The organism is Pseudomonas sp. DE0010 (assembly GCF_007680745.1).
GTDB classification, from domain to species: domain Bacteria; phylum Pseudomonadota; class Gammaproteobacteria; order Pseudomonadales; family Pseudomonadaceae; genus Aquipseudomonas; species Aquipseudomonas parafulva_B.
Genome location: NZ_VEJQ01000170.1, coordinates 1 through 289 on the forward strand (window position 1 = coordinate 1; position 289 = coordinate 289).

Annotated in this window: 1 protein-coding gene; it reads left to right on the plus strand. The window is 66.4% G+C overall.

Annotated elements, in window-relative coordinates:
• A partial coding sequence (locus FS767_RS22105; RefSeq protein WP_144968232.1) for an AMIN domain-containing protein occupies nucleotides 1-289 on the plus strand: 289 nt, incomplete at both ends.

The window sequence follows — 289 nt, forward strand, 5'->3', positions numbered from 1 at the left end:
TCCCTGCCCGGGGATCGCATCGAACTCAAGTTGACCTTCGATCAGCCGGTGCCGGTGCCCAAGGGCTACACCATCGAGCAGCCGGCGCGCATCGCCCTGGACCTGCCCGGCGTCGCCAACAAGCTCGGTACCAAGAGCCGTGAGCTGGGCAATGGCAATGCCCGCAGCGTGACGGTGGTCGAGGCAGGCAACCGCACCCGCCTGATCATCAACCTCACCAATCTGGCCAGCTATGACACCCGGGCCGACGGTCGCAACCTGTTCGTCACCATCGGGGGCACCGCCGGTC